This is a genomic window from Bradyrhizobium sp. ORS 86 (genome assembly GCF_045571475.1).
In the GTDB taxonomy this organism is placed as follows: Bacteria; Pseudomonadota; Alphaproteobacteria; order Rhizobiales; family Xanthobacteraceae; genus Bradyrhizobium.
The window spans coordinates 3,081,401-3,102,275 of record NZ_CP120699.1 but is presented as its reverse complement, the minus strand read 5'-3'; the positions used below and the strand labels follow the sequence as shown (position 1 = coordinate 3,102,275).

Below are 20,875 nucleotides of genomic sequence, written 5' to 3'. Positions count from 1 at the left end.
CCTCACCATGAGGGTCTACTATTGTGTCGCAAAACAAGTCCTCATCCTGAGGAGCCCGCCAAAGGCGGGCGTCTCGAAGGATGGCCGCAGGGCGCTTTTCTCCCAAATGCAATTGCCCTACCTGAAAGGGGGAAGGTCGGGATGGCGGTCGGCCACTTGTGCCGCGCAGAGAGAAGACCCCCACCCGGCGCTGCGCGCCGACCTCCCCCTTGCAGGGGGAGGTGAACTCAAAATGCATCGCGTCTTGTGAGGATTTCTGGATGCTGTCGCGCACTGCCGAAAACCTGTTCTGGCTGGCCCGCTATGTCGAACGCGCCGAATATCTCGCGCGCACCATCGATGCGACGCTGCGCGTCACCGCCCTGCCCGCGGCCTATGTCGGCAAGACCAACGAATGGGATTCCGCGCTTCTCACCGCCGGCGTCGGCGCGAGCTTCTATGATCACTACCAGGAAGCCAACCAGCAGAACGTCGTCGAGTATCTCTCGTTCTCGTCGGCAAACCCCTCCTCGATCAAGAACTGCATCGAGGCGGCGCGGCTCAACTCCCGCTCGGTACGCACCGCGCTGACGTCGGAGATGTGGGACACCATCAACTCGGCCTGGATCGAACTGCAGGCGGTCTGGAGCAAGGGTCCGGCCAACCGCGAGGAGCTGGCCAAGTTCCTGCGCTTCGTGCAGGAGACCTCGCTGCGCTTCGACGGCTCGGCCTATCGGACCATGCTGCGCAACGACGCCTACTGGTTCTCGCGGCTCGGCGTGCATCTCGAGCGCGCCGACAACACCGCGCGCATTCTCGACGTGAAATACCATGTGCTGCTGCCCGAAGAGGAGCATATCGGCGGTCCGCTCGACTATTATCAGTGGACCTCGATCCTGCGCTCGGTCTCGGCGCTGACGGCCTATCACTGGGTCTATCGCGAAACCCTGAAGCCCTGGCTGATTGCCGATCTGCTGATCCTCAACGACACGCTGCCGCGGTCGCTCGCGAGCTGCTACAGCAACCTGGTGCGCAATCTGGACCAGATCGGCGTCGCCTATGGCCGCCAGGGCGCCGCCCAGCGCCACGCTCGCGGCATCAGAAACCGGCTTGAACACAGCCATATGGACGATATCTTCCAGCGCGGCGTGCACGAATTCATCCAGGAGTTCATCGCGGATAATTCGCGGCTCGGTGAGATCGTCACCAAGCAGTATCTGATCTAACGCCAGCTTCGCTGCTCCAGGGATTTCGGGATCGGTGCCATGCGCCTGCGGATAGCCCATACCACCACCTACCGCTACGAGCCGGCAGCCTCCGGCGTTATCCAGATTCTGCGGATGACGCCGGGCAGTCACGACAGCCAGTATGTCGCGGAGTGGCAGATCGACGTCTCGACCGACTCGCGGCTGGACGCTCATGAGGACGCCTTCGGCAACGTCACCCACGTGCTGACGCATGGCTCGATCGCCGAGCTCGCCATCCACTGCGAGGGTCTGATCGAGACCCACGACACCGGCGGCGTGTTGCGCGGCACCGACGAGCGGTTTCCGCCGAGCCTGTTCCTGCGCTCCACACCGCTCACCGATCTCAACCCGGCGATGACGACCTTCGTGCGCGAGTTGCGCACGGAGGCCGGCAGCGACGTGCTCGGCTTCCTGCACGCGCTGATGGTGCAAGTCTACGAGCACATGACCTTCGACGAGGATCCGACCAACAGCGCCACCTCGGCTTCCGAGGCGTTCACGCTGAAGCGCGGCGTCTGCCAGGACTATGCCCACATCCTGATCGCCTGCGCGCGGGCCGGCGGCGTGCCGGCGCGGTTCGTCTCCGGCCACTTCCTGCGCTCGGACGGGATGGTCAACCAGCAGGCCGGCCACGCCTGGGCGGAAGCCTTCGTGCCCGACCTCGGCTGGGTGGGCTTCGACGCCGCCAACGGCATCTGCACCACCGATGCTCACGCCCGCGTTGCAATCGGCCTCGACTATCTCGGAGCCGCGCCCGTGCGCGGCACCCGCTATGGCGGCGGCACCGAGACCCTCACGGTCGCTGTCAAGGTCGACCAGGCCGGGCGTCCCGGGCAGTGGCAGAGCCAGACGCAGTCATAGCATGGCGGGAATTCAGACAAGTTTCGGTCGGGATGGTCGACACTGATGGATGGTGTCACGAAACGCGCTCAAGATCGGACTTGAGGACAACCAGGAAACGGGCCGCCTCGCCGCCCGTCACCACCCGATGGTCGAAGGTCAGCGATAGCGGCAGCGTACGCCGGACTGCAACCTGCCCCCGATGCGCGACCACGCGTTCCGAAATCCGCCCGGCACCGACGATCGCCGTCTGCGGCGGCACGATGATGAGATTGGCAAACCGGCCGCCGATCATTCCGAAGTTCGACAACGTGATCGTGGCACCGCGCAGCTCTTCCGGAGGTATGGCGCGCGCGATCGCGTCGGCGCGCAGGCGATCGAGCCCGGCACGCAAGTCCGATACACTCCGCTCCGCGACGTTGCGCAGCACGGGAACGATCAGCCCGCCGCCGGTGTCGACCGCGATGCCGAGATCGATGCGCTCGATGAGGCGGCGCTCTCCCGTGCCGGAATGATACCAGGCATTGAGTGCCGGCTCGGCTTTGCAGGCGGCGCCGATCGCATGCGCCAGACGGATCGTCACGTCCTCGCCACCCGGCCAATCGTCGATGTCGGCTTCATCGGTGACCGTCGCAGGGACGACTTCCGCATGCGCGGCCGTCATGCGTTGGGCCATCGCACGGCGCAAGCCGCGCAACGGCTCGGCGGGTCCGCTGTGCGACATCCGTTTCGCCGCCCTCTCGACATCGGCTCGCGTGATGGTGCCGCCAGGCCCGGTCGCCTCGACGAGATCGAGCGCGACATCAAGCTTGCGCGCGAGCGCGCGCACCGCCGGAAACACGTGAGCTCCCTGCTCGCTGGCCGGCGCCACAGGAGCTGCTGCCGCGGGCCGTTGCTCGCCGCTGCCAAGTTCGCCCACAATCGTGCCGGTGTCCTGCGCAGCGCCTTCGGCAAATTCCACGAGCGGAGCGCCGACCTTCACGATATCGCCCTTGGCGCCGAACAGGCGCGCGACGCGCCCGCTCGACGGTGCCGGTATTTCGACCACCGCCTTATCGGTCTCGACCGAAACCAGCGGCTGGTCGGTCACGACGTTGTCGCCCTCGTTGACGTACCAGGTGACGATCTCCGCTTCTTCAAGACCTTCACCGAGGTCCGGCAACGTGAACTGGCGCATGGGACGACGTCCGTTGGTGTTCAGTTGTATTGGCAGGCCTTTCGGGCTGCAGCCACGATGCGTCCGACCGACGGCATGTAGCGTTGCTCAAGCCGGGCCATGGGAACGATCGTGTCGTAGCCGGTGACGCGGGCGACGGGGGCAAGCAGCGACGATAGGCCGCGCTCGGCGATCAGGGCGGCGATCTCCGCGCCAAATCCGCCAGTATGCGCCGCCTCGTGCACGATGACGCAGCGCCCGGTCTTCGCGACCGAGCCAAGCACGGTGTTCTCATCGTACGGCTTGAGCGTAGCGAGGTCGACGACCTCGGCGGCGATGCCCTCACCGGCGAGCGTATCAGCCGCGGCCATCGTTTCCTTCAGCATCGCGCCCCAGCTAATGAGCGTGACGTCGCGACCATCCCTCAGGACAAAAGCCATATCGAGCGGCAGGGCTTCGCCGTTGTCCTCCACCTCGCTCTTCGCTGCGCGGTACAGCCGCGTCGGCTCCAGAAACACGACCGGATCGGGGTCACGGATCGCGGCGAGAAGAAGTCCATAAGCGCGCTCCGGCGACGACGGCATCACGACACGCAAGCCCGGAATGTGGGCGAGCATCGCCTCGGTGCTTTCGGAATGATGCTCGGGCGCGCGAATGCCGGCACCATGCGGCGTGCGCAGAACCATCGGACAGGTGAGCCGTCCCTGGGTGCGGTTGCGGATCCGTGATGCATGGTTCACGAGCTGATCGAGGCAGGGGTAGATGAATCCCATGAACTGGATTTCACCGACCGGCCGCAGTCCCTGCGCGGCCATGCCGACGCAGAGCCCGCTGATCAGGAGCTCGGCAAGCGGCGTATCCAGGACGCGCTCCGAACCGAAGCGCTCCTGCAAGCCGACGGTCGCGCGGAAGACCCCGCCATTGACGCCGACATCCTCGCCGAGCACGACCACATCGGGATCATCAGCCATGGCGCGGCCGAGCGCCAGATTGACGGCCTCGACCAACGTGACCTCAGGCATCGTCCTCTCCCGCGAGTTCGCGACGCTGCGCGGCATAGACCTCGGGCAGATCGGCATAGAGGTTGTCGAACATGGTCTCCGCCCGGCGCGTCGGCGTCGTCAGATAGCGCTCCACCGCTGCCTCGATGCGCTGATGGCACGCTGCGGCAAGCTGCTCCTCGTCCGCCTTGGTCCACATCTTCTGCCCGACCAGATAGGACCTGAGCCGCGCGATCGGCTCTTCCTTCCAATGCGCCTGGACTTCTTCGGCCGAGCGATAGCGTAATGCATCATCTGATGTCGTGTGATCGCCGAGCCGGTAGGTCACCGCTTCGATCAAGCAAGGGCCCTTGCCGTCGCGGGCCGCGGCGATGGCCTCCTCGGCCGCGGCGCGCATCGCCACCACGTCACACCCGTCCACCTGCTCGCCGCTGAACCCTGCGGCGATGGCTTTCTGGGCCAGCGTCTCCGACGCGGTCTGCAGCCGCAACGGCATCGATATGGCCCACTGATTGTTGGTGGCGACGAATACGACCGGCAATTTGTGCACGCCGGCAAAATTCATCGCCTCGTAGACGTCGCCTTTCGAGGTGGCTCCGTCGCCGAACAAGCAGACGGCGACACGCGGCTGCTTGCGCAGCTTGAAGACATAGGCAACACCGGCGGCATGCGGCGCCTGTGATCCGACGGGAACGCAGAACGGAAAATCATGGACCGGACCAGAGGATTGATTGCCCCGTTCATCGCCGCCCCAGAACAGCAGGATCTCCTCCAACTTGACGCCACGCCAGAGCAATGCGCCATTGTCGCGATAGGAAGGGACCAGAACGTCGTCTTCCCGCATCGCACTCGCGATGCCGACCGACACTGCCTCCTGGCCGAGCGAAATGGCGTAGGTTCCCAGCCGGCCTGTCCGCTGCAATGCAACAGCCTTTCGGTCAAACAAGCGCAACAGCACCATCGACCGGTAAAGTTCGACAAGCAGCTTGGCATCGGTGGCGAAGGCGGGAAGCGGTCGGCTCATCGCGCCGTCCGGCGCGAGGTAATTGCGGCGGCGCACCTCAAAGCGCGCAATGATGGGCAGCTCTTCGTTTGCTCTTTTGCTGGCCACGCTCTCTCTCCTGGAGCGGTCCTGCCTCCCACATTCAGCTATCTGGTGTTCGAGCCGCGCCGATGCAATAGCGCGCCGGCTTCGCTTTTCAGGCGCTCGGTGGCGGCCGGTTCGCGGCGATCGATCAACAGGATTACGCGGAGCCTGTGGCTTTCACGCAGTGTCCCGCTGATGCGATGGCCTAACCACCGCGCTTTCGATCACAACGCAGGGAGCCCTCTTTCTCGACCAAACGACATGGCGTAATCTGCCGCGAGTTGCCCTTTGAGACGGGACGGGCCGACGTCTCCGTTTGACGGAACGGGCAGCGCTCAGGCCGTCGGCAGGCATCTCAGTCTGAAAGCAGCGCCTGCCTTATGTGGCGCTCCCTCAACTTCAACATGAAGCAGGTTGGCCTGCCGCGTGCGCGGCAGACAAGGGAAATGCATAACCCTTGGAGGACGACATGGCGACATTCATCTTGAGGATCGACTGGACCGACCAGGGAATTCGTAATGTCAAGGAAGCTCCCAAGCGCAGCCGCGCGGCGAGAGAACTCGCCAAGACGCTCGGCGTCGAAATCAAGGAGGTCTATCTCACCTCGGGCGAGCATGACATCCTTCTCCTCGCCGAAGCGCCTGTCGGCGACCACATCACAAAGCTCGCGCTTGCCCTCAGTTCTCAGGGAAACGTACGAACCTGCACCTCACGGGCCTGGCCCGAGGCCGAGTGGACCAAGCTGATATCCGAGCTTCCGTAGCAGCTTCGAATGTCCCGATGAGCATCTGCGCGATCTGACTGACGGGTGCTGTCCCGATCTTGACGCCCGGCCGCTCGGCGCGTGCGCCGGAACCCGGTTTTGCTCGCGCGAACGAGGACAGGCGCACAGCGCATTAGGGCGACGGCGCACGCTGTCACCAGTGGCGGCGGCATGCGTTACTTATCCAGCCACACGTCCTCGAAGCGCAGGTTGTTGTACTGGCTGTTGTCGTGCGGATGGAAGTTCTTCACATAGGGCTGCCAGCAATTGCCGGCCGATGAATGCAGGATGATCGGCCGTGCCGCGTCCTCGACCAGCAGCCGTTCGATATCGAACACGAGCTGCCTGCGCTTGTCCTTGTCGAGCTCGCGAGACTGCGCAGCCAGCAGCTTGTCGACCTCGGCGTTGCAATATTGCGTATAGTTGCGCTCGGAGTGGCAGGAGTAGTTCTCGACCAGATTGCCGTCGGGATCGTCGACGCTGACGCCGGTCACGTTCAGCCCGATGGTGTAGTCCTTACGCTGCAAGCGCGAGTACCAGCGCGGCGTATCCAGGATGTCCAGTTCGGCCACGATGTAGATCTTCTTGAGCTGGTCGGCGAGGATCACCGCCGGATCGCGATAGGTCGGCAAATTGCGGGTCTGGATCTTGATCGGCAGCGGCTTAGCGTCGCTGTAGCCGAGCTTCTGCATGATCGCCTGCGCCTCCTCGACATTCTTCTCGGTGTCAGGCCCGTAACCCGGCAACGTCGCCAGCACGTCAGGCGGCATGCCCCACTCGCCTTCCGGCTTCGCCAGCATCGCGCCGCCGAGCCGCCCGTTGCCCTCGAACAGGATCGTGTTGAAGGCCTTGCGATCCAGCGCCAGCGACATCGCACGGCGGATATCGGGATTGTCGAACGGCGGATTGACGCGGTTGACCAGCAGATTGATCTGGGTGTTGGTCGCCGTCATCTCGCAGATCGCGTTCGGCGCCCGCGCCTTGACGTCCTTCATCAGCGGGATCGTGACGTCAGAGGGAAAGGTGATGTCGTAGTCGCCGGTCGCAAACGCCAGCATGCGGGTGGCGCGGCTGTCGATGGTGCGCGCCGTGATCTCGTCGAGATACGGCCGGTCCTTCTTGAAGTAATCGGGGTTGCGCACGAGCCGAATCGAATCGCCGCGCTTAAACTCGACGAATTTGAACGGTCCGGTGCCGATTGGCTTGGTGCGCATCACCTGCTGCGGTACGTGGCAGGGATAGACCACCGAGAAGGCGCTGGCGAGCAGCGCCAGCAGCCCCGGCTGCGGCTCGCTCAATTCGAACGTCGCCTCGTCATCGCCGTTGATGCTGACGTCCTTGAGCTTCGTGTACCAGACCTTGCGCGGATTGCGTTTGAAGTCCTGGGTCTCGCCCTTGCCGATCAGCATCCGCCAGGTGCATTGCACGTCCTTTGCCGTGAACGGCTGGCCGTCATGCCATTTCACGCCCTGCCGCAGCTTGAAAGTGAGCCTGGTGTTGGTCGCGTCCCATGACCAGTTTTCGGCGAGATCGGGAATCACGGTATCGATGCTCTCGTGGACCTTGGCAGGATCGAACACCACGAGGTTGTTGAACACGGCCGCGAACGGCATCACCGAGGCGATGGTGGATTCCTCGAGCAGCGAGGTCGAGGGCGGATTGTCGTTGTGATAGAGCCGCAGCGTGCCGCCCTTCTTCTGGGCCAATGCTGGGCTTGCCGCCATGGTCACGAGACCCAACGCCGCAACGCATGCGGCCAGCCTGAACGACATTCTCGCCTCCCGGAATTTCTTGTTTTTGTCGATCGCGAACAGTCGAGCACAACGCCGCGCACGCCGCAACGATGCCGGGCATAGATCATTGCCGACTGCGCACAACATAGGACGGGCACGTCGTCGCATCATTGCGGGTGACGCAGCGCAGTGAACCTCGTTCCGGGGGCGGGGCTCGGGATCGCCGCCCCTTGTTGAGGGCAAGACAAGGCGAGCGATTGCCAGAGCATCGATGCGGTCGAGAGGTCACCAATTTTGACCATTCACAGCATGTTCCGCAGAAGGGAATTAGGGTTGGATGGCATCGTGAAATTGGCTACTAGTCTTGCGCCGAGAACCTCGGACCGTTGGGGACTGGAAATGACCTATTGCTGCGGAATTCTGGTGCGGGACGGCCTCGTCATGATCGCCGATACCCGCACCAATGCCGGCCTCGACAACGTCTCGACCTTTCGCAAGCTCCACATCTTCGAAACCCCCGGCGAGCGCATCATGGCGGTCGCGAGCGCCGGCAATCTGGCGATCAGCCAGTCGGTGCTCTCGACCCTGACCGAGGGCATGCAGGACCCGCAAACCGGCGAGCTCGAGACGCTGATGAACGCCCCGACCATGTTCCAGGCGGCGCAGCGGATCGGCCGCGCCATCCGCTCCGTGCACGCGACCGAAGGAGACGCGCTGCGCGCCGAGGACATCACCTTCGACGTCTCCTTCCTGTTCGGCGGCCAGATCAAGGGCTCGCGGATGCGTCTGTTCATGGTCTACACCGCCGGCAATTTCATCGAATGCACCACCGACACGCCCTATTTGCAGATCGGCGAGCACAAATACGGCAAGCCGGTGCTCGACCGCGCCATGCATTACGACGTCGAGCTCTATGAGGCGCTGAAGACCGGGCTGATCTCGATGGATTCGACGATGCGCTCCAACCTCGGCGTCGGCCTGCCGATCGACGTGCTGGTGGTGCGCACTGACGCCTGCGAGGCCGACCTCAACCATCGCATCGAGGTCGGCGAGCCCTATTTCCATGACCTGCGCTCGCGCTGGTCGGCGGCGCTGCGCGCGGCGCACCAGAATATTCCGCGACCACCTTACAAGACCGAGATCGAAGCAAAAGCCAAGCAAGAGGAAACCAGATGACTGAGGCAGCCAACAAGATCGCCGTCGTGACCGGTGCCGGCACCGGCGTCGGACGCGCCGCGTCGCTCGCTTTGATGAATGCAGGCTATACCGTCGTGCTCGTCGGGCGCCGCCTGGAGATGTTGGAAGAGACCGCCAAGCTCGGACCTGCCGGCAAGAGCCTGTGCGTCACCGCCGACATGACCAGTCCGGCCGCAATCGCCGCGCTGTTCGACAAGGTGAAGGCCACCTACGGCCGGCTCGACGTGCTGTTCAACAATGCGGGCATGGGTGCGCCGCCGGTCAATTTCGAAGACCTGCCGCTGGAGCAGTGGCAGGCGGTGGTGAACACCAACCTCACCGCGCCGTTTCTGTGCACGCAGCACGCCTTCCGCATCATGAAGGACCAGAAGCCGCGCGGCGGCCGCATCATCAACAACGGCTCGATCTCCGCGCACGCGCCGCGGCCGTTCTCAGCGGCCTACACCTCGACCAAGCACGCCATCACCGGCCTCACCAAGTCTTCCAATCTCGACGGACGCATGTACGACATCGCAGTCGGACAGGTCGACATCGGCAATGCCGCGACCCCGATGACCGACCGCATGGTCAACGGCCCCGGCGTGCTGCAGCCGGACGGCACCACCAAGCACGAGCCGCGCATGGACGCGAAGGCGGTCGGCGACGCCGTCGCCTACATGGCGAGCCTGCCGCTCGACGCCAACGTGCTGTTCATGACCGTGATGGCGACCAAGATGCCGTTCGTCGGACGGGGCTAGGCCGTGTGTCCGCTCCCTCGCCCCGCTCTTGCGGGGAGAGGGTTGGGGTGAGGGGCTGCCGCCGCAAGACCAGTCAGAGATGAATGAGCGGAAAGCCCCCTCACCCGGATCGCATTTCGCTTCGCTTCATGCGATCCGACCTCTCCCCGCAAGCGGGGCGAGGTAAAGGGCCCCCTACTCCAGCTTCTCCACAGTCCGCAGCGTCGGGAACAGTTTCATCCAGAGCAGCGCGATCGCGATCGTGCCGATGCCGCCGAGCACTGCGGCCGGCACCGTGCCGAGCAGCGCGGCGGTGACGCCGCTTTCGAACTGCCCGAGCTGGTTCGAGGCGTTGATGAAGAGGAAATTGACGGCGCCGACCCGGCCGCGCATCTCGTCGGGCGTCGCCAACTGCACCAGCGAGAACCGGATCACGACGCTGATCGTATCGGCCGCGCCAAGGACCGCGAGCGCCAGTGCCGACAACCACATCCAATGAGACAGCGCGAACACCACCGTCGCCGCGCCGAACACGATGACCGCCTGGAACATCCTCAATCCGATGCGGCGGCTGATCGTATGCCGCGCCAGCACCATGGTCATCAAGAGCGCACCGACCGCGGGCGCGGCGCGCAGGATACCGAGCCCGAGCGGACCAGTTTGCAGGATGTCGCGGGCATAGATCGGCAGCAGCGCGGTGACGCCGCCAAACAGCACCGCGAACAGATCGAGCGAGATGGTGCCGAGGATCGCCGGATTGCGGCGAACGAAGGTCACGCCGGCGAACACATCATCCGATGATGCGCTATTCTTCGCCGGCACCTGCTGCAGCCGGCCGATGCCGCCGGTCAGGATCATCCCGAACAGCCAGAACACCATCATCACGGCATAAGGCACGCTTGGCATCATGGCGTAGGCAAAGCCGCCGAGCGCGGGCCCGGTGATCGTCGCGACCTGCGCCGCGCCGCTCGAGATCGCGGTCGCCCGCTGCAGCGAGCCTTGCGGGGCGATCAGCGGCAACAGCGCCGCGGTCGCCGGGCTTTCGAATGCGCCGGCAATCCCGAGCACGAAGGTGGCGGCGAAGATCTGCACCTCGGAGATGGTGCCGGCATAGGTGCTCGCCGCGAGGAACAGCGCGGTCAGCGCCTCGGCGAGCTGGCAGGCCTGCACCACGCGTTTGCGCTCGAACCGGTCGGCGGCGTGGCCAGCGACGAACACGAGCAGCGCGGTCGGCAGGAACTGAACCAAGCCGACCATGCCGAGAGCGAAGGCGCTGCCGGTCAGATCGTAAATCTGCCAGCCGATCGCGACCGCCCCGATCTGGCTGGAAAAGCGCGATAGGCTGCGCGACGACAGGAAGAACAGGAAGGACCTGTGACCGAGCAGATCGCGGGCGCCGACTGTCGTTGCGGAAGACATCGCCGAGCCGTGGCCGACCGCCTGCAACTTGTCAATCCCGGAGACGTCAACGCGCAACAGCATTGCGCTGCGCGAGGTCCCTGCCATAATCGCGCGACGGGTTTTCGGGGTCTTGATGCTGCAATTGCAATCGGCGTTTGGCGTGGTAGCGCTGCTAGCGCTCGCCTGGGCATTCGGGGAGAACCGCCGCGCGGTGTCGCTGCGTCAGGCCGCCATCGGGCTGGCGGTCACCATCGTCACCGCGCTGGTGCTGATCAAGGTGCCGCTGGTGACGAAGGCCTTCGGGTCGATCAACGATGCGGTCGGCACCATCGCCGCCGCGACGCATGCCGGCACCGCCTTCGTGTTCGGCTATGTCGGCGGCGGCCCCGCGCCGTTCGATCCCAAGGCGCCCGGCACCGACTTCATCCTCGCCTTCCAGGCGCTGCCGATCGTGCTCGTCATGAGCGTGCTGACGACGCTGCTGTTCTATTGGCGCGTGCTGCCGCCGGTGGTGCGCGGCATGGCCTGGCTGCTCGAGCGCACGCTCGGCGTCGGCGGCGCGGTCGGGCTCTCGACCGCGGCCAATATCTTTCTCGGCATGGTGGAGGCGCCGTTGTTCATCCGCCCCTATCTGACGCAGCTCAGCCGCAGCGAACTGTTTCTGGTGATGACTGGCGGCATGGCGGGCATCGCCGGCACCGTGCTGGTGCTTTACGCCACGCTGCTGGCGCCGCTGATCCCGGACGCGGCCGCGCATTTCGTTATCGCCTCGGTGCTCGGCGCGCCGGCCGCGATCCTGGTCAGCCTGATCATGGTGCCGGAGACGACGGACAAGCGCACCGGCGGATCGCTGGACGATCCCGACATCCACGTCTCGTCGACGATGGACGCGATCGTCAAGGGCACCGCGGCCGGGCTCGAGCTGCTGATGAACATCACCGCGATGCTGCTGGTGCTGGTCGCGCTGGTGTATCTCCTCAATGCGATCGTCGGCCTGTTGCCGGAGATCGGCGGCGCAAAGATCTCGCTGCAGCGGCTGCTCGGCTATGCGATGGCGCCGGTGTGCTGGCTGATGGGCCTGCCCTGGTCACAGGCGGTCACCGCGGGAAGCCTGATGGGCACCAAGACCGTGCTGAACGAGCTGATCGCCTATGTCGACCTGTCGAAGCTCGGCCCCGACGTGCTCGATCCGCGCTCGCGGCTGATCATGCTCTACGCAATGTGCGGCTTCGCCAACTTCGCCAGCCTCGGCATCATGATCGGCGGTCTCGGCATCATGGCGCCGGAGCGGCGCGAGGAGATCAATGCGCTCGGCCTGAAGTCGATCGTATCGGGCACGCTGACGACGTGCCTGATGGGCGCGATCGTGGGGGTGTTGACGTGACGACGAAGTCGTCATTCCGGGATGGTCCAAAGGACCAGACCCGGAATCTCGAGGTTCCGGGTTCGATGCTTCGAATCGCCCCGGAACGACAGTATCCTACGCCGTCAACTCGACCGTCTTGAACTCCGCCGGCAGGATCACTTCCAGCAGTTCGACGTCATCGGAGTAATCCAGGATCATGTGCCGGATGCGCGGCGGCTGGGTCCAGGCGCTGCCTTGCTGCATCAGCGTTTCGCCCTCGCCTTCCATGTAGGTCTTCACCCAGCCCTTGAGCACGTAGACCATCTGGAATTCGACGTCGTGATAATGCAGCTTCGATACCTCGTCCGGGTTGCAGGGGCCCTGCAGCCGGATCACATGCGCCCGCGCCAGGCCGTGCGTGGCGTCGGCGATGCCGAGGTCGCGGTATTTGGCATAGGCGCGCAAGCCATCGGCCTTGAAGGCTTCCTCGCGGTGATGGCTGATGGCGATACGCTGCTTCGGCCGCGCCTTGGATTTGGACTTTGTTGCCGTCTTCGTTGTTGTCTTCCCGGCGGTCGAGACGCGCCCCTTCGACTTGATGGTCTTGCGCGCCGAGGGTTTGGCGACGCTCCCGAGCCCAGTCCATTTCTTCCTTACCGCGGTCTTGACTGCTGGTCTTGATGCCGGCTTTCGCTTGGCCATTGGTGGCTCCTCCCGTCTTTCATCACGACGAGGCTAGCACAAAAGCCTCTCGGGAGATGGGCGAAAGGACTGGGTACGCGCGAACTTGCCTGCGCGCTCAGGCAGGTGGCCAGATGGTCGCCACGGCACGATTGTGTCGTGGCCCCTCCGCCGGTCAATGCAGCCGGAAGACGCCGTCGACGGCGCGCAGCTCCGCGGGCTTGACCAATTTGGAGTGCGCGACCGTCACCGAGAACAGCGGCCCCTCGAGCTCCTGCTGCCAGAAGGCGAGGAAGTCCTGCAGCGCCGGAAATTTCGGAAACAGATCGTAGTTCTGCCAGATGTAGGTCTGCAGCAGCGAGGGGTGATCCGGCATCCGATAGAGAATCTGCGCCGTCGTCAGCCCATATCCCAGCAACTGCTTCCGGAAATCGTCGGAAACAACCCCACCAACTCGCGAGACCATGCCAACCTCCTGTGACGGAGCGCATTCACATGGTGGTCGACCCCACCGGACCACCGGCATGGATGCGCTCACATGAGAGAAATGTGACGCACGCGACTAACCCATCTCAAGCCTGAATGTTTAAAAGGTTGTTGAAATTTCCTGCGTTGGCAGCAGCTTACCGCATCTGCTAATAGCGCCTGGAAGGCGATGGCGGCCGCATTAAGGATGCCGAAATGATCCTAGCAGCGCCCGTCCGCGAGTGCCAAAATTTCTGCTAGAGGCTCTTGCCCGCTGCAACGGCTTGGCCTATCTCCTCCGCAGCCAGTCTGGCACTCGCCAGGCTGGACTGCTAACACTCCAAAATCTACAGCATATGCAAATGTTTAGGAGGACTGCATGAAATTCCGTCCGCTTCACGACCGCGTCGTGGTCAAGCGCATCGACGCCGAAGAGAAGACTGCTGGCGGCATCATCATTCCGGACACTGCCAAGGAAAAGCCCTCCCAGGGCGAAGTCATCGCCGTCGGCCCGGGTGGCCGCGACGAGGCTGGCAAGCTGGTCCCCATCGACGTCAAGGTCGGCGACCGCGTCCTGTTCGGCAAGTGGTCGGGCACCGAGGTCAAGATCGACGGCGAAGACCTGCTGATCATGAAGGAAAGCGACATCATGGGCGTGCTCGACGTCCCCGCTTCCAAGAAGAAGGCCGCTTAAGCGCCCCTCTCCCTCCCTGGTTAAATCTCTCAAGGAAAAACTCAGATGGCAGCCAAAGAAGTCAAATTCTCCGTCGAGGCGCGCGACAAGATGCTGCGCGGCGTCGACGTCCTCGCCAACGCGGTGAAGGTCACCCTCGGTCCGAAGGGCCGCAACGTGGTGCTCGAGAAGTCGTTCGGCGCTCCCCGCATCACCAAGGACGGCGTCACCGTCGCCAAGGAGATCGAGCTCGACGACAAGTTCGAGAACATGGGCGCCCAGATGGTGCGCGAAGTCGCCTCCAAGTCCGCTGACGCGGCCGGCGACGGCACCACCACCGCCACCGTGCTCGCCCAGGCGATCGTGAAGGAAGGCGCCAAGTCGGTCGCCGCCGGCATGAACCCGATGGATCTGAAGCGCGGTATCGACCTCGCGGTCGAAGCCGTCGTTGCGGACCTCCAGAAGAACTCCAAGAAGGTCACCTCGAACGAGGAGATCGCCCAGGTCGGCACGATTTCGGCCAACGGCGACGCCGAGATCGGCAAGTTCCTCGCCGACGCCATGAAGAAGGTCGGCAACGAGGGCGTGATCACGGTCGAGGAAGCCAAGTCGCTCGAAACCGAACTCGACGTCGTCGAGGGCATGCAGTTCGACCGCGGCTACATCTCGCCCTACTTCGTCACCAACGCCGACAAGATGCGCGTTGAGATGGACGACGCCTACATCCTGATCAACGAGAAGAAGCTCTCCTCGCTGAACGAGCTGCTGCCGCTGCTCGAGGCCGTGGTGCAGACCGGCAAGCCGCTGGTCATCGTCGCTGAAGACGTCGAAGGCGAAGCGCTCGCCACCCTCGTCGTCAACCGCCTGCGTGGCGGCCTGAAGGTCGCGGCCGTCAAGGCTCCGGGCTTCGGCGATCGCCGCAAGGCCATGCTGCAGGACATCGCGATCCTGACCGGCGGCCAGGCCATCTCGGAAGACCTCGGCATCAAGCTCGAGAACGTCACGTTGCAGATGCTCGGCCGCGCCAAGAAGGTGATGATCGACAAGGAGAACACCACGATCGTCAACGGCGCCGGCAAGAAGGCCGACATCGACGCTCGCGTTGCCCAGATCAAGGCGCAGATCGAGGAGACCACCTCGGACTACGACCGTGAGAAGCTGCAGGAGCGTCTCGCCAAGCTCGCGGGCGGCGTCGCGGTGATCCGCGTCGGCGGCGCGACCGAAGTCGAGGTGAAGGAGCGCAAGGATCGCGTTGATGACGCGATGCACGCGACCCGTGCGGCTGTCGAGGAAGGCATCGTCCCGGGTGGCGGCGTCGCCCTGCTCCGTGCTTCCGAGCAGCTCAAGGGCCTGCGCACCAAGAACGACGACCAGAAGACCGGCGTCGAGATCGTGCGCAAGGCGCTGTCGGCTCCCGCTCGCCAGATCGCGATCAACGCCGGTGAGGACGGTTCGGTGATCGTCGGCAAGATCCTGGAGAACAAGGCCTACAATCACGGCTTCGACTCCCAGACCGGCGACTATGCCGATCTCGTCAAGAAGGGCATCATCGACCCGACCAAGGTCGTGCGCACCGCGATCCAGAACGCTGCCTCGGTTGCGGCGCTCTTGATCACCACCGAAGCGATGGTCGCCGAACTGCCGAAGAAGAACGCTGCCGGCCCTGCAATGCCTCCGGGCGGCGGCATGGGCGGCATGGACTTCTAAGCGACGGAGTCGTCCTGGACGCGGTGCAGCGCGCAGCGGTGCACCGCAGAGCCGGGATCTCGCTCAACGAAAGCGAAACGCAAAACCCCGGCAGCGATGCCGGGGTTTTTGTTTGCGGCAAGCCACGTGGGTGCTTACCGCAGCGCAGCTCATGGTGGGCGCGCTGCACAACCTCACGCTGAAGCGAGGAGTCATCTGACGCTCACGATGTCCACGCTATGCACAGCCACGCCCGCAAACATACCTTGGTCTGAGTTGACAACTTCAAAAAAATTGTTCGCGAGAGTCGCAAACCGAACCGACAGTCCCATGTTCGTCCCGCACAGTACGATCGGGACTGGATCAAAACTGCTCACCTGGAATCTGAACCGAACACGGAGCGTCAGCTCTCGTGACGCGAGCGAGCGTTGCGGGGAATGCTTTCGCTTGAGAGAGGAACTGCGTCTTGAGTGAAACAGAAATGAAAGTCACAGTGAACGGCACGAATATCTTTGGCATGCCGTTGTCGAGCTTCCCGAAGATCGCCTTGCCGGGCGTAATCGGCGATCTTGCCGAACAGGGTCTTGCCCGCGCGCGGGCCGCATCCGAACAGATGACGGAGACGTTGGGCGAAACATATTCGCGCAATGCACGAGGCGCGGCCGACTACGGGCTGAAGGTGTTTGAAATCTCATACGCCAATGCCGCCTCCGCGCTCGATTTTGTCATCCATCTCGCCGGCAGCAGGTCAGCGAGCGACGTCTTGACCTTGTCCACCGAGCAAACCCGCAAGGCCCTCGACATGGCATCGGACCAGAACAAGGAGTTGTGGGCGCTTGGCCAGAAGCTTGCGACGGACATGAGTGAGCCGGTCAGGAAGCATTTCGAGAAGGTTCTCCACCCAGCCGGCTAAAAAGGCGGCCCGCAATTCACGTCGAGGATTCGTTTGAGGAGGGATCCGGCCGGTTGGAGACGCTCAGTGACGAGCATGTCAGCCCCCACTGCCCGATGCTCTGTCAAGCCGCAGGTGCGCGATGCCCCCCAACTGGTCGCACCGACAAGGCGCCATCCAACCGGCCGGTGCTTTTCTGCAAAAAAACAAAAAGGCAATATCGAGGGAGGGTCACATGGGCATGCTCATGGTCAAATGTCCGCAAACCGCGCACGCGATTCCCACCGGCATCAAAGCCGACCGCGAAAGCTTTGGACGTAGCGCGGTATTTTTCTCGCGCACACATTGCCCATTCTGCCGCACCGATCACGCCTGGTTCGCGCGGGATGCCTGGGTCGCTGAGCCCAGCATCCGTGTGCGGCGGTTCAGTAGCCTGGCGGTCGATACAGATCATTGATGATCGCGATGGAGGGACACCATGGGGCTCATGCAAACCTCGACCGAAACTTCCGTCTGGCTGCTGCAGGCCAGGGATTGTCTCGACGAAGCACGACGGCTGAAGCCCGGCCCAGAGCGCAATGAGTTGCGCCAGACGGCGAAGGTGCTGCGCGAGATTGCAAGGTTGGAGACGGCGTCCGAAGCGGCGCGGGAGTCCGATCGACGACAGAGGAGTTGATCGCGCCGAACCGGCTCACACCGCGTCGTCCGCTTCCGTTTCCGGCATGAACGGATCGTCGGTCCGAGCCGCCGCGCGAGGTCGGATCTTGTCGTCCGCGAATATCCGCTCGGCTTCGAGACGCATGACGTGGTGGCATTCGCACGCCACCGCCGATAGCCGCGACCGGTCGATCTCGATCCGACCTCGTTGATCGGACCTGATCGCGCCGCGCGCGCGCAGATTGCGCATGAGCAGCGTTACCGTCGTTCGCCGCACACCGAGGATTTGCGAGAGCGCCTGCTGGGTCAGCGGGAGAATGTCGCTGTCGATACGGTCGCGAAGCTGTAGCAGCCATCGCGCCATGCGGGCTTCGACCGGGTGCAGCGCGTTGCAGGCCGAACCGAGCTGAAACTGTACGAGCATCGCCGCGATGTGACGTTGGATCACCCGTCGGATCGCGGGGCTGCGGCCAAAAGCAGCATGAAACCGCGCCGCCGGCAGCCGCGAAGCGGTGCCCGCGGCAGCGACCACTGCGGTGATGCCCGACGGCGACGGGCCGAGCACCGACAGGCTGCCCACCATCCCTTCGCGTCCGACCACACCGGTCGCGACCGTGTGCCCATCCGCCATGTCGATCATCAGAAGGATGGCACCGCTATGGGGAAAGAAGACATAATCCACCTCTTCGCCGGCCCGCGCCAGGACCGCATCCTGATCGAGCGCCACGGTTTCCAGCTCGGCCCCGAGCAGTTCGAGGTCCGCTGCCGGCAAGGTTGCGAGAAGGCGATTACCGGTTCCGGAAGAAAGCCTCACCGGCGCCGACCCGTGGTGAAGCGACACATAACCAACTCACTCAGACGCACGTTCAAAAAGCCAACTCCAAACGCTTGGCCGCAAAGGCGGAATTCTCTGTAGGCAGTACGCAAACGAGTTAGATGCAATGGGCTGATAGACGCAACAGCAAAATGTGCCTGCTCGCCCGCGAAAATCGGGGTTCCAATTTCGGCGCGCGGTAAACATCGCAATTCGGTTCAGTGACCGGGTTCGTGACATTGGAGGGCCGCCCCGTGAGCGGCCCCCCGATTTCATTCCGGGGTTCGCGACGCGAGCGCCTGGAATGACGAGTGGGCTCCACCTCACGCGCCGCGCGCGACAACCTGGAAGCAAGCACGAAGCCAATCGATGGTGACGCGCGCTGCGACGTCGCGCTTGAGATGGTTCTGCACCAGGAGCCAGACATCGCGCCGCTTCGGCAGCAGCGTGGCGCGCAGCCGGCGGTCGGCCAGCAACGCCGCGGAGCCATATTCTGGCAGCACACCGGCGGCCTGATGCGACTGGATCAGCGTGCGGATGACGCGGACGTTGTCGGTGACGCAGCGCGCGCGAACTCGCCGCGCTCGCAGGAACTGCATCTCGGGGATGCCTTCGAGTTCGTCGGGATACGCACAGGTCACCGCTTCGTCTGTGCCGACCACGGCCGGCTCGAAGAAATACAGCCTGACCTCGGCGAGCTTCGAGATCGCGAAGTCGCCCTTGTCGGGCTTGCGCAGGCGGACCGCGAGATCGGCCTCCCAGCGCGAGAACTTGACGTTGTCGCTCGAGGTCAGGAACTGCAGTGTCAGCCCCGGATTGGCGCGCAGGAATTCGCTGGCGCGCGGCGCCAGCACTTCCTCCGCGACCGCGTTGGTCGACGCGATGCGCAGCCGCCCCACCGGGCCCGGCAGGCTCGCGCCGATGCGGCCGATGTCCTCGGCATGCGCCGCCATCGCCTGGACATGCGCCAGCACCAGCTCGCATTGCCGGGTCGGCGTACGCACGCCGTCGGCCGCCTCGAACAGGCGCAGACCGAGCGCCCGCTCGATGCGCGCCAGCCTGCGGCCGACCGTCGTCTCGTCGATACGCAACCGCGCGCTGGCGCCCGCATAGGTGCCCTCGTCCCTGACGGCCGCAATGATGCGAAGATCATCCCAGTTCATGGCTTCAAGGCTACATCGCTTTCCGCCTCACCTGCAATAACGCAGCCATCGGCTGCAATATCCCTGCATAACGGCAGGACGCTCCGCGGCTATCATCGACGAGCATTTCTCCGGGAGACCCTTGCACCATGACCGCCGCCAAAACGCTGATGCAGCTTGCCGGTATCGACCTCACCCCGCCCCGTCTCGGCGACGCCTGCCTGGTGCTGATCGATATCCAGAACGAATATCTGGCGGGTCCCCTCGCTTTGCCCGACGCCAACGCCGCGATCGCTCGCGCGACCGCATTGCTCGCCCGCGCCCGCGAGAGCGGCGCCGCGATCTTCCACATCGCGCACAGGGGACGGCCCGGCAGCCTGTTCGATCGCAGCGCGGAGCGCGGCGCCATCGTCGCATCGCTGGCGCCGCGGCCGGGCGAAGCGGTGATCGAGAAGGAATTGCCGAACGCATTCGCCGGCACCGACCTCAACGCGCAGCTTGCCGCGACCGGACGCAAGGAGCTGGTTCTCGCCGGTTTCATGACGCATATGTGCGTCAGCTCCACCGCCCGCGCCGCGCTCGACCTCGGCTTCCGTACCACCATCGACGCCGAGAGCTGCGCCACCCGCGACCTGCCGGATGGCACCGGCGGCACGATTGCCGCAAAGCTCATTCACGACGTCGCGCTCGCCGAATTGTCCGACCGCTTCGCCATCATCGCCCGCGGCAACGCCCTCGCCTGAAACGACCAACATGCTGCAGCTCTATTTCTCGCCGATGGCCTGCTCGCTCGCCAGCCGCATCGCGTTGATGGAGGCCGGCGTCGAGGTGCGCTACCACCTCGTCCATCTCTGGACCAAGAAGGTGCTGGAAGACGACGGCGATTTCCGCGCGGTCTCTCCGAAGGGCGCGGTGCCCGTGCTGGTGCTGGAGAACGGCGAGCGGCTGACAGAGAGCGCAGCCGTGCTGCAATATATCGCCGACCTGAGGCCCGAGCTCGGCCTCGCGCCGCGGCCGGGCGAGCCGGATCGCTATCGGCTGCAGGAGTGGCTGAGCTTCGTCGGCACCGAGATCCACAAGGGGTTTCTGTTCCCCACCTTCTGGTACAAGGACGACGCATCTCTGGCCAAGCCGCGTGCCAGGATCGGGCAAACCTTGTCGGTGCCATCGGCCTATCTCGCGGACCGCGAATTTCTGGTCGGAGACCGTTTCACCGTTGCCGACGCGCATCTCGCCTGGGCCCTGCTGTTGCTCCGCGCCGCCGGCGTCGACGTTGCGCAATGGCCGTCGCTGGCAGCCTATCTCGCACGCATCCAGGCGCGGCCGCAGGTCAAGGCCGCCGTCGCCACCGAGATGCAGTTGTGGAAGTCGCTCGCCGCGTGAGCGCGACAAACGTCACT

22 protein-coding genes are annotated in these 20,875 nt (G+C 64.3%); 13 read left to right on the top strand and 9 right to left on the bottom strand.

Annotated features, from left to right (window positions below; genetic code table 11):
* Positions 1-260: 260 nt before the first annotated feature.
* Together P6U25_RS14020 and P6U25_RS14015 are read left to right on the top strand one after the other, a co-directional pair.
* Positions 261-1,205 carry an alpha-E domain-containing protein gene (locus P6U25_RS14020; RefSeq protein WP_407151751.1) on the top strand — a complete coding sequence of 315 codons (945 nt, stop codon included), beginning with the start codon at positions 261-263 and terminating at the stop codon, positions 1,203-1,205.
* A 39-nt stretch (positions 1,206-1,244) separates the two neighbouring features.
* The gene (locus P6U25_RS14015) at positions 1,245-2,087 is read left to right on the top strand and encodes a transglutaminase domain-containing protein (RefSeq protein WP_407151750.1); all 843 of its coding nucleotides are present in this window, start codon (positions 1,245-1,247) and stop codon (positions 2,085-2,087) included.
* A gap of 55 nt (positions 2,088-2,142) precedes the next feature.
* On the opposite strand, the gene P6U25_RS14010 is transcribed toward P6U25_RS14015, so the two are convergent.
* The 3 genes from P6U25_RS14010 to pdhA are packed head-to-tail and all read right to left on the bottom strand — an operon-like array spanning position 2,143 to position 5,334.
* On the bottom strand, positions 2,143-3,243 hold the full coding sequence (locus tag P6U25_RS14010) for a dihydrolipoamide acetyltransferase family protein (protein ID WP_407151749.1): 1,101 nt from the start codon (positions 3,241-3,243) through the stop codon (positions 2,143-2,145).
* A gap of 20 nt (positions 3,244-3,263) precedes the next feature.
* Positions 3,264-4,244 carry an alpha-ketoacid dehydrogenase subunit beta gene (locus P6U25_RS14005; protein WP_407151748.1) on the bottom strand — a complete coding sequence of 327 codons (981 nt, stop codon included), beginning with the start codon at positions 4,242-4,244 and terminating at the stop codon, positions 3,264-3,266.
* The gene (gene pdhA, locus P6U25_RS14000) at positions 4,237-5,334 is read right to left on the bottom strand and encodes a pyruvate dehydrogenase (acetyl-transferring) E1 component subunit alpha (protein WP_407151747.1); all 1,098 of its coding nucleotides are present in this window, start codon (positions 5,332-5,334) and stop codon (positions 4,237-4,239) included. The genes P6U25_RS14005 and pdhA overlap by 8 nt, the downstream gene beginning before the upstream one ends.
* Positions 5,335-5,779: 445 nt before the next feature.
* Between pdhA and P6U25_RS13995 the strand changes: the two genes are divergently transcribed.
* A complete protein-coding gene (locus P6U25_RS13995; protein WP_407151746.1) occupies positions 5,780-6,073 on the top strand; it encodes a GYD domain-containing protein in 294 nt (97 codons plus the stop codon).
* A 176-nt stretch (positions 6,074-6,249) separates the two neighbouring features.
* Here P6U25_RS13995 and P6U25_RS13990 read toward each other — a convergent pair whose 3' ends face one another.
* Positions 6,250-7,845 (bottom strand): ABC transporter substrate-binding protein, encoded by a 1,596-nt coding sequence (locus P6U25_RS13990; RefSeq protein WP_407151745.1) that lies wholly within the window; start codon positions 7,843-7,845, stop codon positions 6,250-6,252.
* A 360-nt stretch (positions 7,846-8,205) separates the two neighbouring features.
* On the opposite strand from P6U25_RS13990, the gene P6U25_RS13985 reads away from it, so the two are divergent.
* Both P6U25_RS13985 and P6U25_RS13980 read left to right on the top strand, forming a co-directional pair.
* The gene (locus P6U25_RS13985; protein ID WP_407152516.1) at positions 8,206-8,982 is read left to right on the top strand and encodes a peptidase; all 777 of its coding nucleotides are present in this window, start codon (positions 8,206-8,208) and stop codon (positions 8,980-8,982) included.
* Positions 8,979-9,740: an SDR family oxidoreductase gene (locus P6U25_RS13980; protein WP_407151744.1), complete on the top strand. Its 762-nt coding sequence runs from the start codon at positions 8,979-8,981 to the stop codon at positions 9,738-9,740. The genes P6U25_RS13985 and P6U25_RS13980 overlap by 4 nt, the downstream gene beginning before the upstream one ends.
* A gap of 174 nt (positions 9,741-9,914) precedes the next feature.
* Here the strand turns inward: P6U25_RS13980 and P6U25_RS13975 are convergent, their stop codons facing one another.
* Positions 9,915-11,138, bottom strand: coding sequence for an MFS transporter (locus P6U25_RS13975; RefSeq protein WP_407152515.1), 1,224 nt, complete (start codon positions 11,136-11,138; stop codon positions 9,915-9,917).
* Positions 11,139-11,253: 115 nt separating this feature from the next.
* Between P6U25_RS13975 and P6U25_RS13970 the strand changes: the two genes are divergently transcribed.
* Positions 11,254-12,504, top strand: a complete 1,251-nt coding sequence (locus P6U25_RS13970; protein ID WP_407151743.1) for a NupC/NupG family nucleoside CNT transporter — start codon at positions 11,254-11,256, stop codon at positions 12,502-12,504.
* Between the two features lie 96 nt (positions 12,505-12,600).
* On the opposite strand, the gene P6U25_RS13965 is transcribed toward P6U25_RS13970, so the two are convergent.
* A complete protein-coding gene (locus tag P6U25_RS13965; RefSeq protein WP_407151742.1) occupies positions 12,601-13,167 on the bottom strand; it encodes a cupin domain-containing protein in 567 nt (188 codons plus the stop codon).
* A gap of 154 nt (positions 13,168-13,321) precedes the next feature.
* Complete coding sequence (locus P6U25_RS13960) at positions 13,322-13,612, bottom strand: usg protein (protein WP_407151741.1); 291 nt, start codon at positions 13,610-13,612, stop codon at positions 13,322-13,324.
* Between the two features lie 378 nt (positions 13,613-13,990).
* On the opposite strand from P6U25_RS13960, the gene groES reads away from it, so the two are divergent.
* The 5 genes from groES to P6U25_RS13935 all read left to right on the top strand — a co-directional run bounded on the left by groES (position 13,991) and on the right by P6U25_RS13935 (position 17,538).
* Complete coding sequence (gene groES, locus P6U25_RS13955; protein WP_407151740.1) at positions 13,991-14,305, top strand: co-chaperone GroES; 315 nt, start codon at positions 13,991-13,993, stop codon at positions 14,303-14,305.
* A 45-nt stretch (positions 14,306-14,350) separates the two neighbouring features.
* Positions 14,351-15,991, top strand: a complete 1,641-nt coding sequence (groL, locus tag P6U25_RS13950) for a chaperonin GroEL (protein WP_407151739.1) — start codon at positions 14,351-14,353, stop codon at positions 15,989-15,991.
* 460 nt (positions 15,992-16,451) lie between these two features.
* Entirely contained in the window at positions 16,452-16,883 is a 432-nt protein-coding gene (locus P6U25_RS13945; protein WP_407151738.1) for a phasin family protein, read from the top strand.
* A gap of 214 nt (positions 16,884-17,097) precedes the next feature.
* Positions 17,098-17,319 (top strand): hypothetical protein, encoded by a 222-nt coding sequence (locus P6U25_RS13940; protein WP_407151737.1) that lies wholly within the window; start codon positions 17,098-17,100, stop codon positions 17,317-17,319.
* Positions 17,320-17,340: 21 nt separating this feature from the next.
* Entirely contained in the window at positions 17,341-17,538 is a 198-nt protein-coding gene (locus P6U25_RS13935; RefSeq protein WP_407151736.1) for a hypothetical protein, read from the top strand.
* Between the two features lie 15 nt (positions 17,539-17,553).
* Here P6U25_RS13935 and P6U25_RS13930 read toward each other — a convergent pair whose 3' ends face one another.
* Positions 17,554-18,333: a Crp/Fnr family transcriptional regulator gene (locus P6U25_RS13930; protein WP_407152514.1), complete on the bottom strand. Its 780-nt coding sequence runs from the start codon at positions 18,331-18,333 to the stop codon at positions 17,554-17,556.
* A gap of 323 nt (positions 18,334-18,656) precedes the next feature.
* The gene (locus tag P6U25_RS13925; RefSeq protein ID WP_407151735.1) at positions 18,657-19,496 is read right to left on the bottom strand and encodes a LysR family transcriptional regulator; all 840 of its coding nucleotides are present in this window, start codon (positions 19,494-19,496) and stop codon (positions 18,657-18,659) included.
* Positions 19,497-19,624: 128 nt separating this feature from the next.
* On the opposite strand from P6U25_RS13925, the gene P6U25_RS13920 reads away from it, so the two are divergent.
* Positions 19,625-20,218, top strand: a complete 594-nt coding sequence (locus tag P6U25_RS13920; protein ID WP_407151734.1) for a cysteine hydrolase family protein — start codon at positions 19,625-19,627, stop codon at positions 20,216-20,218.
* A 10-nt stretch (positions 20,219-20,228) separates the two neighbouring features.
* A complete protein-coding gene (locus tag P6U25_RS13915) occupies positions 20,229-20,858 on the top strand; it encodes a glutathione binding-like protein (protein WP_407151733.1) in 630 nt (209 codons plus the stop codon).
* Positions 20,859-20,875 lie beyond the last annotated feature (17 nt).

Bases quoted from the DNA above. Each gene is read 5' to 3' on its own strand.
- P6U25_RS14020 (WP_407151751.1), top strand. From the start codon at position 261: ATGCTGTCGCGCACTGCCGAAAACCTGTTCTGGCTGGCCCGCTATGTC.
- P6U25_RS14015 (WP_407151750.1), top strand. From the start codon at position 1,245: ATGCGCCTGCGGATAGCCCATACCACCACCTACCGCTACGAGCCGGCA.
- P6U25_RS14010 (WP_407151749.1), bottom strand. From the start codon at position 3,243: ATGCGCCAGTTCACGTTGCCGGACCTCGGTGAAGGTCTTGAAGAAGCG.
- P6U25_RS14005 (WP_407151748.1), bottom strand. From the start codon at position 4,244: ATGCCTGAGGTCACGTTGGTCGAGGCCGTCAATCTGGCGCTCGGCCGC.
- P6U25_RS13995 (WP_407151746.1), top strand. From the start codon at position 5,780: ATGGCGACATTCATCTTGAGGATCGACTGGACCGACCAGGGAATTCGT.
- P6U25_RS13990 (WP_407151745.1), bottom strand. From the start codon at position 7,845: ATGTCGTTCAGGCTGGCCGCATGCGTTGCGGCGTTGGGTCTCGTGACC.
- P6U25_RS13985 (WP_407152516.1), top strand. From the start codon at position 8,206: ATGACCTATTGCTGCGGAATTCTGGTGCGGGACGGCCTCGTCATGATC.
- P6U25_RS13980 (WP_407151744.1), top strand. From the start codon at position 8,979: ATGACTGAGGCAGCCAACAAGATCGCCGTCGTGACCGGTGCCGGCACC.
- P6U25_RS13975 (WP_407152515.1), bottom strand. From the start codon at position 11,138: ATGTCTTCCGCAACGACAGTCGGCGCCCGCGATCTGCTCGGTCACAGG.
- P6U25_RS13970 (WP_407151743.1), top strand. From the start codon at position 11,254: ATGCTGCAATTGCAATCGGCGTTTGGCGTGGTAGCGCTGCTAGCGCTC.
- P6U25_RS13965 (WP_407151742.1), bottom strand. From the start codon at position 13,167: ATGGCCAAGCGAAAGCCGGCATCAAGACCAGCAGTCAAGACCGCGGTA.
- P6U25_RS13960 (WP_407151741.1), bottom strand. From the start codon at position 13,612: ATGGTCTCGCGAGTTGGTGGGGTTGTTTCCGACGATTTCCGGAAGCAG.
- groES (WP_407151740.1), top strand. From the start codon at position 13,991: ATGAAATTCCGTCCGCTTCACGACCGCGTCGTGGTCAAGCGCATCGAC.
- groL (WP_407151739.1), top strand. From the start codon at position 14,351: ATGGCAGCCAAAGAAGTCAAATTCTCCGTCGAGGCGCGCGACAAGATG.
- P6U25_RS13945 (WP_407151738.1), top strand. From the start codon at position 16,452: ATGAAAGTCACAGTGAACGGCACGAATATCTTTGGCATGCCGTTGTCG.
- P6U25_RS13940 (WP_407151737.1), top strand. From the start codon at position 17,098: ATGGGCATGCTCATGGTCAAATGTCCGCAAACCGCGCACGCGATTCCC.
- P6U25_RS13935 (WP_407151736.1), top strand. From the start codon at position 17,341: ATGGGGCTCATGCAAACCTCGACCGAAACTTCCGTCTGGCTGCTGCAG.
- P6U25_RS13925 (WP_407151735.1), bottom strand. From the start codon at position 19,496: ATGAACTGGGATGATCTTCGCATCATTGCGGCCGTCAGGGACGAGGGC.
- P6U25_RS13920 (WP_407151734.1), top strand. From the start codon at position 19,625: ATGACCGCCGCCAAAACGCTGATGCAGCTTGCCGGTATCGACCTCACC.
- P6U25_RS13915 (WP_407151733.1), top strand. From the start codon at position 20,229: ATGCTGCAGCTCTATTTCTCGCCGATGGCCTGCTCGCTCGCCAGCCGC.